A 12,938-nucleotide genomic window follows, 5' to 3' on the forward strand; every position below is an offset into this window, starting at 1 on the left:
ATGCTGGCCCTTTCTAGAAAAAGAAATGAAGCAATTGTAATTAACAATAATATAGAAATAACAGTGCTAGAGATAAAAGGTGATCAAGTAAAGCTTGGTATCAGTGCACCAAAGGATGTATCGATATATCGCAAAGAATTATATCTTCAAATTCAAGAGGAAAATAGCAAAGCAGTTGAAGTAGCAGGACTTGAAGAATTAAATAAACTATTTAAAAAGTAATGGAATATTGTTATAATGTTCCTATTAAGTTTATATGAAAAATGTCGATATAATAACAAATAAGTAATCTTCATAAATAGGTAGAGGCAATCTACCTTCAAAAGTCACACGGAGGTGATTTGATGGAACTTGACTTAGTTAACAAGAATGCGTACCAGGGAAGTAGTACAAAAGTTAATGTAAAACCAGTGCAGCAGGTTATAAGTGGGAGAGCTGGCGATAGGGTGGAAGGTATCACAACGGATGCTTTGGATGGATTAAATCATGAGAAGTCAGTAGTAAATCATGCAAATGATATTACAAATAGTGAAATAAAAAAATCAATCAGTGAAATTAATAGTAAGTTAAATAAAAACACAGAAGCAATCTTTGGGATTCATGATGAAACGAATCGGGTAACAATTAAAATTATTGACAAAGATTCAAAGGAAGTTCTAAAGGAAATTCCTCCTGAGAAAACACTTGAAATGATTACTAAAGTTTGGGAGGCTGCTGGGTTACTTGTAGATGAAAAGTTATAGGAGGGAAGATGTATGGCGCTAAGATTGACGGGAATGTATTCGGGCTTGGATACCGATTCCATAATATCACAATTAATGAAGGCTCAAAGAACCAAGGTAGAAGCCGTTGAGAAGAAAAAAACAAAACTTGAATGGAAAGTAGAGGCTTGGAATTCGTTAAACTCTAAGCTATATTCTTTGTATACAGGGACAATAGACAACTTAAGATTCACAACAGCTTATGCGAATAAAGCAACTACGATTTCAGACTCTAGTGTAGCTACCATCACGGCAAGCAGTTCTGCGATTACAGGAACACAAGAGCTTGCGGTGAAACAATTAGCTAAATCAGGGTATTTGACAGGTGCAAAAATTTCAAGCTTAGATAATACAAAATTAACCGAGAGTTCTACGTTAAGTCAATTAACTGGTTATACAGCAAGTGGAACTGGAACAATTCAGGTAACAACTGGTTCTGGGACAACTACCAATATCGAGGTGAGTGGCGATACAAAGATTAGTGAAGTATTAACTAAATTAAAGGCGGCAGGTGTTGGTGCTAGCTTTGATGCAACCAACCAACGTATATTTGTTAATTCAAAGGCCAGTGGAGCGGAAGCGAATTTTACGATTACTTCTACCGACGCAGATGGTAAAAATGTACTTGGTGCATTAGGATTGGATGTAGATAATGGTGCTGTAAAGATCGAAGGTCAAGATGCTAAGATTGTATTAAATGGGGCTGAATTTACCTCCTCTTCTAATTCATTTAGTATCAATGGTCTTAATATCCTTGCAAGGCAAGAAACTGGGACGACTACTGGTGCAGATGGTAAAACAGTGGATAAAACAGTTACAATTTCGACAGAGCGCGACTATCAAGGGATGTATGATACAATAAAGAACTTTATTACGCAATATAATGAAATCATTAAGGCGATGGATGGCGCGTATAATGCGGATAGTGCAAAAGGGTATGAACCACTTACAGATGAAGAAAAAGAAGCGATGACTGAGGATCAAATTAAAAAATGGGAAGCCAAAATCAAAGATTCGATTTTAAGAAGAGATGATACGTTAAGTAGTATAACCACCATGATGAAATCAACGATGCAATCTGTTTTCACCATAAATGGACAAAAATATAGCCTTTCAAGCTTTGGTATTGATACTGCTTCATACTTTAGTACCGATGCAGATGAAAAAGGAGTGTATCATATAGATGGAAATTCCGAAGACAGTAAAACATCGTCAAAATCAAATAAATTAATGAGTGCGATTACATCAGATCCTGAAACGGTAGTGAGTTTTTTTACTTCGCTTGCAAAAGAGATGTATACCAAACTTGGTACAAGATATAAGTTTATTGATGGAATTAGAAGTTCTGACAAAGTTTATGATGATAAATTAATGGATAGTCAGATTGATGACTATGAAGATGAGATTAAAAAGTTGGAGAAAAAGTTTACTGCAATGGAGGATCGTTATTATTCTCAATTCTCAGCAATGGAAACAGCGCTAGCGAAATTGCAAAAAAATAGTTCAGCTCTTGCAGGCTTGTTAGGAAGTAGTTCTTAGGAGGAAAAGTAAATGGCGTTACCAAATGCTTATGCAACATATAAAAACAATCAAATCAAATCAGCGACCCCAGGTGAGTTGACTCTTATGCTTTATGAAGGTGCAATTAAGTTTTGCAACATTGCAATTCTTGGAATAGAGCAAAATAATATAGAAAAGGCAAACAACAACATAAAAAAATGTCGTGCAATCATTACAGAACTTAGAGCGACACTTAATTTTGACTATCCAGTGGCGCAAGATTTTGAGAATGTTTATGTATATATTTCACAACGATTATCAGAGGCTAACATACAAAAGAATAAAGAAATTCTAGAAGAAGTTTTAGGACACCTAAGAACAATGAAGGATACATGGAAAGAGGTAATGAAAGTAGCTCGATAAAAATCATGTATGGAGGTGTCGAATGGAGCAGGGTACGAATTACATTAATATTATGAAGGACAGTTTGCAAAAAAAGATAATCGTATTAGATAAAATAATGGATGTTAATAGAAAACAAGCAGAAATTATTAAAGATATCAAGACGAACATGGCAGATTATGAAAAAACATTAGACGAAAAACAAGTGTTGATTGACGAGTTAAATCTTCTAGATGATGGATTTCAAGCTCTGTATTCGCGTGTTGAACAAGAGATTTCTGTCCATAAAAATGAACATGCAGAAGAAATCAAAGAAATGCAAAAGTGCATTGCCCTTATTACAGATAAAAGTGTGGAGATTCAAGAGGTTGAAGAAAAGAACAGACAAATCATATCGCAACAGTTCTCCTTATTTAAACAGGAAGTGAAAAAGTTTAAACAAAACAAGAGAGCAGCTGGACAGTATTATGATACGATGCAAAAAACAAATTACATTTCTCCACAATTTTTAGATCAAAAAAAGTAATTTAGCTATAAAGTTTTAAAAAATTATGTCGATATATATTACAAGTAGTTAAGAATTATTAAAAAAAAGTAAAGTTCTTGACGAAATAATGGGTTACGGTGTATGATTATCATAGCTAATCAAATTAGTGATTGGTAATTTACATAATAAAATATGCAACATGGAAGTTGCAACAAATTCAAGGAGGAATTTAATTATGGTAGTACAACACAATATGGCTGCAGCCAATACTAACAGACAGTTAGGAATCACAACAGGAGCTCTAGCAAAATCAACAGAGAAGTTATCATCAGGTTACAAAATTAACCGTGCAGCTGATGATGCAGCTGGTCTTTCAATCTCAGAAAAAATGAGAAATCAGATCAGAGGTCTTGATCAAGCATCTGACAACGCAGAAGATGGTATTTCTTTAATTCAGACAGCAGAAGGTGCATTAAATGAAATTCATTCAATGTTACAAAGAATGAGCGAATTATCAATCAAAGCTGCTAATGATACAAACCAGACAATTGATAGAAACGCTATTCAAGATGAAGTTGATGCATTAGCTTCTGAAATTACAAGAATTGCTAATACAACTCAGTTCAATAAGAAAGACTTATTCAATGCTGATCAGACTTTATCATTACAGGTTGGAGCTAACAAGAACCAGAGTATCGGAATCGTTCTTTCTGAAATTACTGCTGATAAACTTGGAGTTGGTAGCTTAGTTGTATCTTCATACGGAAAAGCAAATTCAGCACTTTCAGCTATCCAAACTGCTATTAACAAGATTTCTACATCACGTTCTAAACTTGGTGCAGTTCAAAACAGATTAGAGTATACAATCTCTAACTTAGATTCTTCATCTGAAAATACTCAGGCTGCTGAATCAAGAATCAGAGACGTTGATATGGCTTCTGAAATGGTTAAATACAGCAAGAATAACATTCTTATGCAAGCTGGTCAGTCTATGTTGGCGCAGGCTAACTCACAGACTCAAGGAGTTTTATCACTTCTTCAGTAAATTTAGTTTGAAGCAAATAAAGCTGACTTTAAAGTCAGCTTTATTTATTTTATATAATTTGTATAGTGGAAAAATGTCAGCAAAACAGATGATTTGTTATAGAATAGGTGATGGAGGATGTACTCTACATGGATAATCTCAATGAATTGTTACAAGAAAGTATAGACTTATTAGATGAAATATATGAATTAGCATTAAAAGAAGATTGCGAGAAGATAAGAGTACATTATCAAACCCTAGCAAGTAATATTAATTCATTTTGTACATTATTGTTACAAGATAATAAAGAAATTGTGATTTTTATTATTCGGTTGATGGAAGCTATGTATGTAGCTTTAAATGCTGGAGATTGCGTAAATATATTAGATATATCTAAATATGAACTGCAACCAATTCTGGTGCAAATTTTTGAAGGTATAGGTGGTTACAATGGATAATAATAATTTATTTCACCAGAATCTACAAGTAATAAAAGCATATGATGAATTTCTATACGAAGCTGTTAAAGCATATGATAGTGAAACCATGCACCATTCAATGGCAGAGATTGAAAATGCAGCGGATGGATCGGAGATTATTAAATATACAAAGAATGATTATGAGTGGTATTTTAATAGCCGATATGAACCAAAAAGAGTTGTAGAACAATGGATAAATAATCTTGGTAAAATAGAATCCATTGCAACCATTACCATGTTTGGTTTGGGGAATGGAATGATACTAGAAGAATTGTTACAAAGAACACCTTCTGGTGTAATAGTTATAATCTATGAACCAAGTATAGATATATTTATGAAGATGATGACTAGGATTGATTTGTCTTTGCTGGGAAAACGAGTATTTATCTTGGTTAAAGATATCAATGACGTATTTTTAGAATCAATTGTTGAAGCCTTGGTTACATATGAGAACTTATCAGTTTGTAAATTTCTTGGACATCCTAACTATTGGACATGTTTTCCGAATGAGGCGAAAACTTACATTGAGAGATTACAGACTGTCATAAAACATGTGGAAGTAAACAGCAACACCAAACTAAGATTAAGTGAACGGTACTTTAAAAATATATTAATGAACATGAAATTTTTAAAACATGTATCAGTAATCGATCAATTAATATGTAAAGTAGGTGTTGAGATACCTGTTGATTTACCAGTCATTATTGTTTCCGCAGGTCCATCGCTAAAAAATAATATAAAAGAGTTAAAAAAAGTACGTGGTAATGCCTTTTTAATCGCGACAGATTCGGCTTTAAACGGTATGCTTTTGGAAGGGATTGTTCCTGATGTTTTTGTCACACTCGATGCAATTAAGTCTCTACAGCGTTTTGAGAATGAAGAATTGAGGTCAATACCATTAATCTGTACAGAATCATCAAGATGGGAAGTTCTTGATAAACATACAGGAAAAAAAATATTTATAAATAATGCATTTGGTTTTGGCAATCTTTTTTTGAATGAAATGGGAGTAAGCTATCAAGCTAGTAATCATGGAGCATCAGTTGCAACTTTTGCATACACAATTGCGATGATGATGGGATTTAAAACAATCATTTTGGTAGGACAAGATTTGGCTTTTACAGATAACTCAAGATATTATGAAAAAGCGAAAGTAGAAGGGTGCGCTGACACGTTAGATGAGAACAAAAGTATTATTGTAGAGGACATTCACGGAGGAAAGGTCAAAACATCAAGAGATTTATTGATATACAAAGAATGGTTTGAGAAACAAATTAAAGAGTACCCAGAGATGGAAGTAATAGATGCAACAGAAGGTGGAGCAAAGATTCGTGGTAGCATTATTAGGACATTGTCAGATACGATAGAAGATAAATGTAGAATTGAATTTGATATGAGGAATTATTTGAATAAACTTCCAGAGTGTCTAGGTGAATTAGAACAAGAGCAGTTTGACTTGTTCTTGGATAAAATTATGGAGCAATACAACCAATTGTATCAAGATACAAAACGGGGAAAAAGTTTATACGAAAGGCTAATGACGATTCTTCAAAATGAACCTAATAATAATTCTGAAATGATGAAAATAACCAAAGAGATTGGTGAGGTAACACAGGAAATTGAAAGTAATATAGTTTATTTTCATATACAGCATAAATTAGAAAGATTAGAATATACAGTGCTAAATAACTTGGGAGTATCTCTAGAAGATGAAATGGAAGATGCGTTGCAAATGACAAACCGAGGAAAGCTAATTTTAGAAGCACTGGAAAAAGAGCTAAAAGAAGGGGTTCTAGAAGAAGTAGAGAGGGCAGTTTTAGCAAGCAAATCATTTGAGTAGTATTCTAAAAGAAAGGAACAGCAAGATGAGGATATTAGTCTGTTCATGGGGAAATATTTGTGAACCTGACTTAGAATTGAGTCTGAAAGCAATGGGACATGAGGTTGATGTTTTAAAAGATAAGATTAAATCCATGGATTATGACGTAGAATATTTGAAACGTATGTCAAATGATTTTCTATTGAAACATAGTTACGATTGCGTTTTTTCTATTAACTTCATTCCTGTTATTTCGAGATTATGTAACCTATATCATGTGAAATACATTTCATGGATAGTAGATAGTCCGTGGTATCAATTAAATTCAGATACGGTAACAAATTCGTGCAATTATATTTTTATATTTGATCGGAATTTATATAGCCGATACAAAGAAAAATCAGAACAAATATATTATATGCCTTTAGGCGCGAATGTGAGATTCTGGGATTCCATTGCGGTCACACAAGAAGATAAAGAGTTATTTACAACTGATGTTTCCTTTGTAGGCTCGTTGTATGAAGATAAGCATAGCTACGATAAGATAAAGCTGCCAGACTATCTAAAAGGTTATTTAGATGCTGTGATAGAGGCGCAATCATATATTTATGGATATAATCTCCTAGATGAAGTGGTGGGAGATGAACTGGTTGAAGAGTTCTGTAATAGCATTGGTTGGAATAGTGCAAATGCAGATTATCAGATTACGAAGAAAGAAATGATGTTGACAGAATTTCTTGGTAAGAAGTGCGCTGAAGTAGAGCGTCACCGATATGTAAAAAAACTTGCGAAAAATTATAATTTTGATTTATACACACTAAGTAATACGAGTGCTTTTCCATATATCAACAACAAAGGGGCAGCTGAATCTAGAATTATTATGCCAAAGATATTTAAATGCAGTAAAATTAATATAAATATGACGATTAAGACGATAGAGTCAGGCATTCCTTTAAGGGTATTCGATATTTTGGGAAATGGTGGATTTTGTATTACGAATTATCAAAGTGAATTATTGGAGTATTTTACACCAGATGTTGATTTGGTTATCTATGAAAATGAAGAGGATTTGTTATCTAAAATTGCATATTATTTGAGAAATGAAGAAGAAAGAATCCAAATAGCGAGAAATGGTTACAATAAAGTAAAATCACTTTATACCTACGAAAAAAGATTAGAAAAAATAATAGAAATCGTATGGCAAGATAAAAAGGTATGTTATGGTTTAGAAAATATAAGTAGCATAGAAAAAAAGCATGCACTTATGTATTTTCTTGAACAAATTAATGCTGAAAGTGTTTTGGACATTGGGTTGTTTTTGGAGAGAATAAATGCATCTGACAAGTTAAATTATCAAAAAATACAATCAAAACTCATTGTAGATGGAATTGAACTAGTCTATCAAGCAAAAAACGAGGAAGAGACTGTTTATCGCAATACATACAAAATAGATAAAATTCCTTCTAATTTCTATGATGTGGTAGCAGTTATTGATATTTTAAAGTATTTTACCGTAAGTGATAGCATTCAATTGATTCAATTATTAAAACAATTTTCAGGGCTAATAATAGCAGAATATCAACAAGAGTATGAAGAGATATTTAATAGTATTGGAACATGTAAACTGGAAAAAATTACGGCTGGTCAAAGCCAGTTAATGTTAATCATATATAATGAATGACCTTGAAATAGGATGATACTAAGGTCTTTTATCTAGATAGTTTTTGATAAAAGCATCGCGTTGTTCCAAATCAAGACGAATATAATCTTCGTAACTGATTGATGTTAGTTTCATAGAAGTGTTACACAATACACAATAGCTGTTATGATTATTTGATACAATTCTAATTGTACCACATTGGGCACAGATGTAGATTTTTAACATTTAATCACCTCTTTATTTTTATAGTTAATGTGTCAGAATTATTATAACATATAGTTTATCAGGGTTGCAATAAATTAAGGAAATCGTTTGATTTCAATACAAAAGAGTCGTATAACCAAAAGTTGAGAGGAGGGGCTAGGTTAATCTAGCCATTAGAACAATGGATAATGTAAAAAATGAACAAATAGAAGCTTTAAAAGCGGTGATAGAGTATAATGAAAAACTTGTACCTGCAATAAAGGAAGTAATTTTAGAACTTGATGGAGAGCAAAAAGAAGATACTTTTAGTTATTTGGATTATATTTTAAAAGGCGTAAATTGGGTAATTCAGGTAGTAAATGGTACGAAAAGTCTGTTGGAGAAAAATGATATTATGATTGATAAAGATGAGATGAATCGCATCATTGCTACTCTTAACAGTGCGGTAAAGGAAAAAGATAGTGCTAAGATTTCACATTGCCTTAAGGAAGGAATACTACCTTTTTGCAACCTGCTATCAGTAGATGTGATTAAAGTTGACTAAAGTATAGCTAATAAAAGGAAAAGAAATTGCATGCAGAAAGAGTCTTAAAAGCAGTAGGATTAAAATAAATATTTATAGAAATTAACAAAGCAGCGTTCGAATTTACTCGGATGCTGCTTTACTGTAAAAAACATTAACAATAACGGTTAAACATAAGTCCGCTATAAAGCGAACAGGCATAAATATTAGCATCATATCTGTGACTTGTATCGGGATAAGTTACAATTGCTTTAGCAACATATTCTACTGGATTTATTAAGATATGATCTATTTTTTTGTTAAGAGGATTTCTAAAACTTCTTAATGATATATAGGTACCTTCTTTTTTCTCCTCAAGATCTATGCTAGTTAATAAAAGATTTTCGTCGATTTCTATGGAAGCATCTTGCTGAACAATAAGGCCCATTGAATCCAGTTCGTTTTTGTAACATAAAGCAATACTACCTAAGTCAGCTATAAGTTTTGAACTTTTTAAATGTTTCGATAATGGTGTGCTAGCAAGTTGAACTATATTATTATATGCTTCAACAAATGTTTTTATTTTGGTGTAGATAGACCTATTATCATTTTTTAGGGATATTGTAACGTTTTCCCCAGGGGCTGTCGTTTTATGAAGACATAATTCATAAATTTTATTAACAGTAAAAACATTTGATGAGGAAGTTCTAGGTATGCCATTGATTGAAAATTTAGAATCAGTTGGCTTTTGATAGATTTGATTTAATCCAAAACTTGTTACCACACCAGATGAACTACTAGGGCCAAAATCTATAACCTTAAAGATGATGTCACTAAAACTCGCGGTACCAGTAGAAGTTGAAATAAGAGAAAGCCGTTGCTCAGCATTATTTTCATGTGTTTCAATAAGTGAACGTATTCCAATATCCGAACGATTAATTAAATTAGATATTTTTTTAAGAACATCCTTGTTTTTCTCTGTCTCACTTACTACAAATTCGAACTCATAGTTGGTTCCGAATATATTTATTTGAAACGAGTGTGTGCCAGGAGAAAGACTTTTACTTTCTTTATGCATATAATAACCTTTATTAATTTGGTTGCTAGCAAGTTGCTCCACTTCTATTTGAAAAGAAGGCGCGTGAATCAGATCGTCTACGTTACCTATATAATTGGCTGTAACAATTTCCTCATTATCTGACGCTAAAAGTTTGTCGTTAAACATTTTAAATGAACTTTGATCTTCGTGTTCTGAAATCGCAAGTATCATATTTTTTAAAATATGGGCATGTTCTTTGATGTTGATAATTTCACTTTGAACATCTTCATTTACATCAATTAAATACAACGGTGATTCTCTATTTAATTTAATGATTGCGTGATACAAATTCTTTAACTCGCTTTTTTTATGGATATCATATCTACTCATTGAACTAGAGTTAGATTTGTTTAAGTCGAACATAAATAATTCCTCCTTTCGCTTATCTGATGTATATACCCTTATAACTATCAGTTTATCCCAAATAATGTTAGTTAAGATAATTATAATATACCTGATTGAACTTGTCATTAAGTAAAAAGTAATAAATTAGATATAAATTAGTAAAAGATTAAGATACAGGAAGATTAGTTGATGATATTTAAAAAAAACCTTGAAAAATAAAACATAGCATGATAAAATACTAAGACTATATAGGAAAAAACAGTTGACGATATGGTTATATTATGATATATTAGACTAGCGATGGAAGTAGGTCTTTTTTTTATGCCTAAAAATCAGTGCTTACAATTAGCAGTGAAATTTTAACAAGCGGAGGTGGAAGTTGTGCGCGTAAAGATAACATTGGCATGTACAGAATGTAAACAACGTAATTACAACATGACAAAGGATAAGAAAGCTCATCCTGACAGAATGGAAACGAAAAAATACTGTAAGTTCTGTAAATCACACACATTACACAAAGAAACAAAATAATTTTGTTTAGCTAAAGGAGTGAATGATATGGGAGAAAATGCAAATGCAGAAAAAGCTCCAAAAAAGAGCTGGTATAAAGGTCTTAAGATGGAATTCCACAAGATTATTTGGCCAGAGCAAAAATCACTTGCAAAACAGACAACGGCTGTGGTAGCTATATCAATTATTTTAGGTTTGATTATTTCAGTACTTGATACAATAATCAAATACGGTGTTGATTTCCTGGTAAAATAATATTGGTTTGCCAATAGAAAAGGAAAATAATCTTATTAAGGCAAAGGTGATTTTATGTCAGAAGCAAATTGGTATGTTGTGCATACCTATTCAGGTTATGAAAACAAAGTAAAAGCCAACATTGAAAAAACAATTGAAAACAGACATTTGGAAGATCAGATACTCGAAGTTCGAGTTCCGATGCAAGATGTAGTTGAGCTTAAGAACGGTGCGAAAAAGAACGTTCAAAAGAAGCTGTTTCCAGGGTATGTACTAATCAATATGGTGATGAATGATGACACTTGGTATGTTGTTCGTAATACCAGAGGTGTTACAGGATTCGTAGGTCCAGGTTCTAAGCCTGTGCCTCTTACTGAAGCTGAAATGAGACCATTGGGAATCAAATCTGAAGACTTGGTTGTAGACTTTGTAGAAGGTGACAGCATTGTTGTTACTGGAGGTGTGTGGAAGGATACAGTTGGCGTTATTCAGGCTATGAATCCTCATAAGCAGATTGTTATAATCAATGTTGATTTATTTGGTCGTGAAACACCAGTAGAAATAAGTTTCACAGAAGTAAAGAAAATGTAACACGTGGGAGGGAATCCCCCGCAAATACCACAACACTTTCAGAGTTGCGATGTTAAACAAGTTTAACAAGCAAAATTGAAAAGATTTTAGGAGGTGCCATTATGGCAAAAAAAGTATCAGGTTATATTAAATTACAAATTCCTGCTGGTAAGGCTACACCAGCTCCACCAGTTGGACCTGCTTTGGGTCAACATGGTGTAAATATTGTTCAGTTTACAAAAGAGTTTAATGCTAGAACAGCTGATCAGGGAGATTTAATTATTCCTGTTGTAATCACTGTATATGCAGACAGAAGTTTTAGCTTTATTACTAAAACTCCTCCAGCAGCAGTTTTATTAAAGAAAGCTTGTGGACTTAAGTCAGGATCAGGCGTTCCTAATAAGACAAAAGTTGCTAAAATTTCTAAAGCAGAAATCCAAAAAATTGCTGAACTTAAAATGCCAGATTTAAATGCTGCCACTTTAGAATCAGCGATTAGCATGATTGCTGGTACAGCACGTTCAATGGGTATCACTATAGAAGAATAGTAAACAATTGTAAACAATATCGTGGGAGGGTGAACTCCCGATAATACCACTAGGAGGTTATTTAAATGAAAAGAGGAAAAAGATACGTTGAGGCTGCTAAATTAGTAGACCGCACAAATCTTTATGACACAGCAGAGGCTATTACATTAGTAAAAAAATCTGCTGGAGCTAAATTTGATGAAACAGTCGAAGCTCATATTAGAACAGGTTGTGATGGTCGTCATGCAGACCAGCAGATTCGTGGTGCGGTAGTATTACCACACGGAACTGGTAAAGAGGTTAAGGTTTTAGTATTCGCTAAAGGTGATAAAGCTACAGAAGCACAAGCAGCTGGAGCAGAATTCGTTGGAGGAGAAGAATTAATTCCTAAAATCCAAAACGAAGGATGGTTTGATTTTGACGTAGTAGTTGCTACACCAGACATGATGGGTGTTGTTGGTCGTTTGGGTCGTGTACTTGGACCAAAAGGCTTAATGCCAAACCCAAAAGCTGGTACTGTTACTATGGATGTAACAAAAGCAGTGAAAGACATCAAAGCTGGTAAAGTTGAGTATAGATTAGATAAAACTAATATTATCCACGTGCCAATCGGGAAAGCTTCTTTTACAGAAGAACAATTAGCGGACAACTTCCATGCGCTTCTTGATGCAATTATTAAAGCAAAGCCAAGTACCGTAAAAGGACAGTACTTAAAGAGTGTAACTGTTACTTCTACAATGGGACCTGGTGTTAGAATTAACACTGTTAAATTAGTGTAAATAGAACAGAACAAAAGAGTCAGAACGTTTATGGCT

At 33.2% G+C, this 12,938-nt stretch carries 17 protein-coding genes; 15 read left to right on the top strand and 2 right to left on the bottom strand.

Going from position 1 to position 12,938, the window contains the following annotated elements; all coding sequences use genetic code 11:
* The 9 genes from csrA to F7O84_RS17740 all read left to right on the top strand — a co-directional run bounded on the left by csrA (nucleotide 1) and on the right by F7O84_RS17740 (nucleotide 8,153).
* Entirely contained in the window at nucleotides 1-222 is a 222-nt protein-coding gene (gene csrA, locus F7O84_RS17700; protein ID WP_151148646.1) for a carbon storage regulator CsrA, read from the top strand.
* A 122-nt stretch (nucleotides 223-344) separates the two neighbouring features.
* The gene (locus F7O84_RS17705) at nucleotides 345-743 is read left to right on the top strand and encodes a flagellar protein FlaG (RefSeq protein WP_151148337.1); all 399 of its coding nucleotides are present in this window, start codon (nucleotides 345-347) and stop codon (nucleotides 741-743) included.
* Nucleotides 744-755: 12 nt separating this feature from the next.
* Nucleotides 756-2,300: a flagellar filament capping protein FliD gene (fliD, locus tag F7O84_RS17710; RefSeq protein ID WP_151148338.1), complete on the top strand. Its 1,545-nt coding sequence runs from the start codon at nucleotides 756-758 to the stop codon at nucleotides 2,298-2,300.
* Nucleotides 2,301-2,312: 12 nt separating this feature from the next.
* Nucleotides 2,313-2,684 (top strand): flagellar export chaperone FliS, encoded by a 372-nt coding sequence (gene fliS, locus F7O84_RS17715; protein WP_151148340.1) that lies wholly within the window; start codon nucleotides 2,313-2,315, stop codon nucleotides 2,682-2,684.
* A 22-nt stretch (nucleotides 2,685-2,706) separates the two neighbouring features.
* On the top strand, nucleotides 2,707-3,189 hold the full coding sequence (gene flgN / locus F7O84_RS17720) for a flagellar export chaperone FlgN (protein ID WP_151148342.1): 483 nt from the start codon (nucleotides 2,707-2,709) through the stop codon (nucleotides 3,187-3,189).
* A 196-nt stretch (nucleotides 3,190-3,385) separates the two neighbouring features.
* Nucleotides 3,386-4,195, top strand: a complete 810-nt coding sequence (locus F7O84_RS17725) for a flagellin N-terminal helical domain-containing protein (protein ID WP_151148344.1) — start codon at nucleotides 3,386-3,388, stop codon at nucleotides 4,193-4,195.
* Nucleotides 4,196-4,323: 128 nt separating this feature from the next.
* Entirely contained in the window at nucleotides 4,324-4,632 is a 309-nt protein-coding gene (locus tag F7O84_RS17730; protein WP_151148346.1) for a hypothetical protein, read from the top strand.
* Nucleotides 4,625-6,493: a motility associated factor glycosyltransferase family protein gene (locus F7O84_RS17735; RefSeq protein ID WP_151148348.1), complete on the top strand. Its 1,869-nt coding sequence runs from the start codon at nucleotides 4,625-4,627 to the stop codon at nucleotides 6,491-6,493. Before F7O84_RS17730 ends, F7O84_RS17735 begins: the two co-directional genes overlap by 8 nt.
* A gap of 25 nt (nucleotides 6,494-6,518) precedes the next feature.
* Nucleotides 6,519-8,153 (top strand): CgeB family protein, encoded by a 1,635-nt coding sequence (locus F7O84_RS17740; protein ID WP_151148350.1) that lies wholly within the window; start codon nucleotides 6,519-6,521, stop codon nucleotides 8,151-8,153.
* An 18-nt stretch (nucleotides 8,154-8,171) separates the two neighbouring features.
* Here the strand turns inward: F7O84_RS17740 and F7O84_RS17745 are convergent, their stop codons facing one another.
* Nucleotides 8,172-8,357: a hypothetical protein gene (locus F7O84_RS17745; protein WP_151148352.1), complete on the bottom strand. Its 186-nt coding sequence runs from the start codon at nucleotides 8,355-8,357 to the stop codon at nucleotides 8,172-8,174.
* Between the two features lie 160 nt (nucleotides 8,358-8,517).
* Here F7O84_RS17745 and F7O84_RS17750 point away from each other — a divergent pair, with 160 nt between their 5' ends.
* Nucleotides 8,518-8,880 carry a DUF8042 domain-containing protein gene (locus F7O84_RS17750; protein WP_151148354.1) on the top strand — a complete coding sequence of 121 codons (363 nt, stop codon included), beginning with the start codon at nucleotides 8,518-8,520 and terminating at the stop codon, nucleotides 8,878-8,880.
* A gap of 133 nt (nucleotides 8,881-9,013) precedes the next feature.
* Here the strand turns inward: F7O84_RS17750 and fliD (F7O84_RS17755) are convergent, their stop codons facing one another.
* The gene (gene fliD, locus F7O84_RS17755) at nucleotides 9,014-10,300 is read right to left on the bottom strand and encodes a flagellar filament capping protein FliD (protein WP_192451820.1); all 1,287 of its coding nucleotides are present in this window, start codon (nucleotides 10,298-10,300) and stop codon (nucleotides 9,014-9,016) included.
* 363 nt (nucleotides 10,301-10,663) lie between these two features.
* On the opposite strand from fliD (F7O84_RS17755), the gene rpmG reads away from it, so the two are divergent.
* The 5 genes from rpmG (at nucleotide 10,664) to rplA (ending at nucleotide 12,902) form a co-directional block, all read left to right on the top strand.
* Nucleotides 10,664-10,813, top strand: coding sequence for a 50S ribosomal protein L33 (rpmG, locus tag F7O84_RS17760; protein WP_094377599.1), 150 nt, complete (start codon nucleotides 10,664-10,666; stop codon nucleotides 10,811-10,813).
* 27 nt (nucleotides 10,814-10,840) lie between these two features.
* Complete coding sequence (gene secE / locus F7O84_RS17765; protein ID WP_151148357.1) at nucleotides 10,841-11,047, top strand: preprotein translocase subunit SecE; 207 nt, start codon at nucleotides 10,841-10,843, stop codon at nucleotides 11,045-11,047.
* Between the two features lie 54 nt (nucleotides 11,048-11,101).
* Complete coding sequence (gene nusG / locus F7O84_RS17770) at nucleotides 11,102-11,617, top strand: transcription termination/antitermination protein NusG (protein WP_151148359.1); 516 nt, start codon at nucleotides 11,102-11,104, stop codon at nucleotides 11,615-11,617.
* A 101-nt stretch (nucleotides 11,618-11,718) separates the two neighbouring features.
* On the top strand, nucleotides 11,719-12,144 hold the full coding sequence (gene rplK, locus F7O84_RS17775; RefSeq protein ID WP_151148361.1) for a 50S ribosomal protein L11: 426 nt from the start codon (nucleotides 11,719-11,721) through the stop codon (nucleotides 12,142-12,144).
* Nucleotides 12,145-12,209: 65 nt separating this feature from the next.
* Entirely contained in the window at nucleotides 12,210-12,902 is a 693-nt protein-coding gene (rplA, locus tag F7O84_RS17780; protein ID WP_151148363.1) for a 50S ribosomal protein L1, read from the top strand.
* Nucleotides 12,903-12,938: the final 36 nt, after the last annotated feature.

This window comes from Candidatus Galacturonatibacter soehngenii (assembly GCF_008830185.1).
GTDB lineage: Bacteria > Bacillota > Clostridia > Lachnospirales > Lachnospiraceae > Lachnotalea > Lachnotalea soehngenii.

Coding starts and splice junctions, on each gene's coding strand:
- rplA (WP_151148363.1), top strand. CDS start 12,210: ATGAAAAGAGGAAAAAGATACGTTGAGGCTGCTAAATTAGTAGACCGC.
- fliD (WP_151148338.1), top strand. CDS start 756: ATGGCGCTAAGATTGACGGGAATGTATTCGGGCTTGGATACCGATTCC.
- secE (WP_151148357.1), top strand. CDS start 10,841: ATGGGAGAAAATGCAAATGCAGAAAAAGCTCCAAAAAAGAGCTGGTAT.
- nusG (WP_151148359.1), top strand. CDS start 11,102: ATGTCAGAAGCAAATTGGTATGTTGTGCATACCTATTCAGGTTATGAA.
- fliS (WP_151148340.1), top strand. CDS start 2,313: ATGGCGTTACCAAATGCTTATGCAACATATAAAAACAATCAAATCAAA.
- F7O84_RS17745 (WP_151148352.1), bottom strand. CDS start 8,357: ATGTTAAAAATCTACATCTGTGCCCAATGTGGTACAATTAGAATTGTA.
- F7O84_RS17725 (WP_151148344.1), top strand. CDS start 3,386: ATGGTAGTACAACACAATATGGCTGCAGCCAATACTAACAGACAGTTA.
- flgN (WP_151148342.1), top strand. CDS start 2,707: ATGGAGCAGGGTACGAATTACATTAATATTATGAAGGACAGTTTGCAA.
- F7O84_RS17740 (WP_151148350.1), top strand. CDS start 6,519: ATGAGGATATTAGTCTGTTCATGGGGAAATATTTGTGAACCTGACTTA.
- F7O84_RS17705 (WP_151148337.1), top strand. CDS start 345: ATGGAACTTGACTTAGTTAACAAGAATGCGTACCAGGGAAGTAGTACA.
- F7O84_RS17750 (WP_151148354.1), top strand. CDS start 8,518: ATGGATAATGTAAAAAATGAACAAATAGAAGCTTTAAAAGCGGTGATA.
- csrA (WP_151148646.1), top strand. CDS start 1: ATGCTGGCCCTTTCTAGAAAAAGAAATGAAGCAATTGTAATTAACAAT.
- F7O84_RS17735 (WP_151148348.1), top strand. CDS start 4,625: ATGGATAATAATAATTTATTTCACCAGAATCTACAAGTAATAAAAGCA.
- rplK (WP_151148361.1), top strand. CDS start 11,719: ATGGCAAAAAAAGTATCAGGTTATATTAAATTACAAATTCCTGCTGGT.
- F7O84_RS17730 (WP_151148346.1), top strand. CDS start 4,324: ATGGATAATCTCAATGAATTGTTACAAGAAAGTATAGACTTATTAGAT.
- fliD (WP_192451820.1), bottom strand. CDS start 10,300: ATGTTCGACTTAAACAAATCTAACTCTAGTTCAATGAGTAGATATGAT.